1 protein-coding gene is annotated in these 279 nt (G+C 50.5%); it reads right to left on the bottom strand.

The genetic code is table 11. The features are described from left to right. Positions 1-48: 48 nt before the first annotated feature. Positions 49-279 (bottom strand): M24 family metallopeptidase (locus AVJ23_RS22030; protein ID WP_367576954.1); only part of this gene is annotated, 231 nt, incomplete at its 5' end.

Raw genomic sequence — 279 nt, 5'->3', positions numbered from 1 at the left:
CCTTTGATGGTTCAATCAAATCAAAAAGGTCGGCGAGGCATCTTGCGTTTAAGGTAAGACGGGTTCTTCGCCGGGGCCTAGCGTCAAGATTTCGTAACCATCGTCGGTGACGGCCAACATGTGCTCCCATTGTGCGGAAAGCTTTCGGTCAGCGGTTTTGACTGGGAAAATGGTGTTTCCCGGGTGTTTTTTGTTGGGGCCAAGCGTTTTAACATTGGCTTTGCCCTGGTTAATCATCGGTTCAATGGTGAAGACCATGCCCGGATGCAGGACAATGTC

The sequence above is a fragment of the Pseudoponticoccus marisrubri genome, assembly GCF_001482405.1.
Taxonomy (GTDB): domain Bacteria; phylum Pseudomonadota; class Alphaproteobacteria; order Rhodobacterales; family Rhodobacteraceae; genus Pseudoponticoccus; species Pseudoponticoccus marisrubri.
This window is presented reverse-complemented; position numbering and strand designations above follow the sequence as displayed.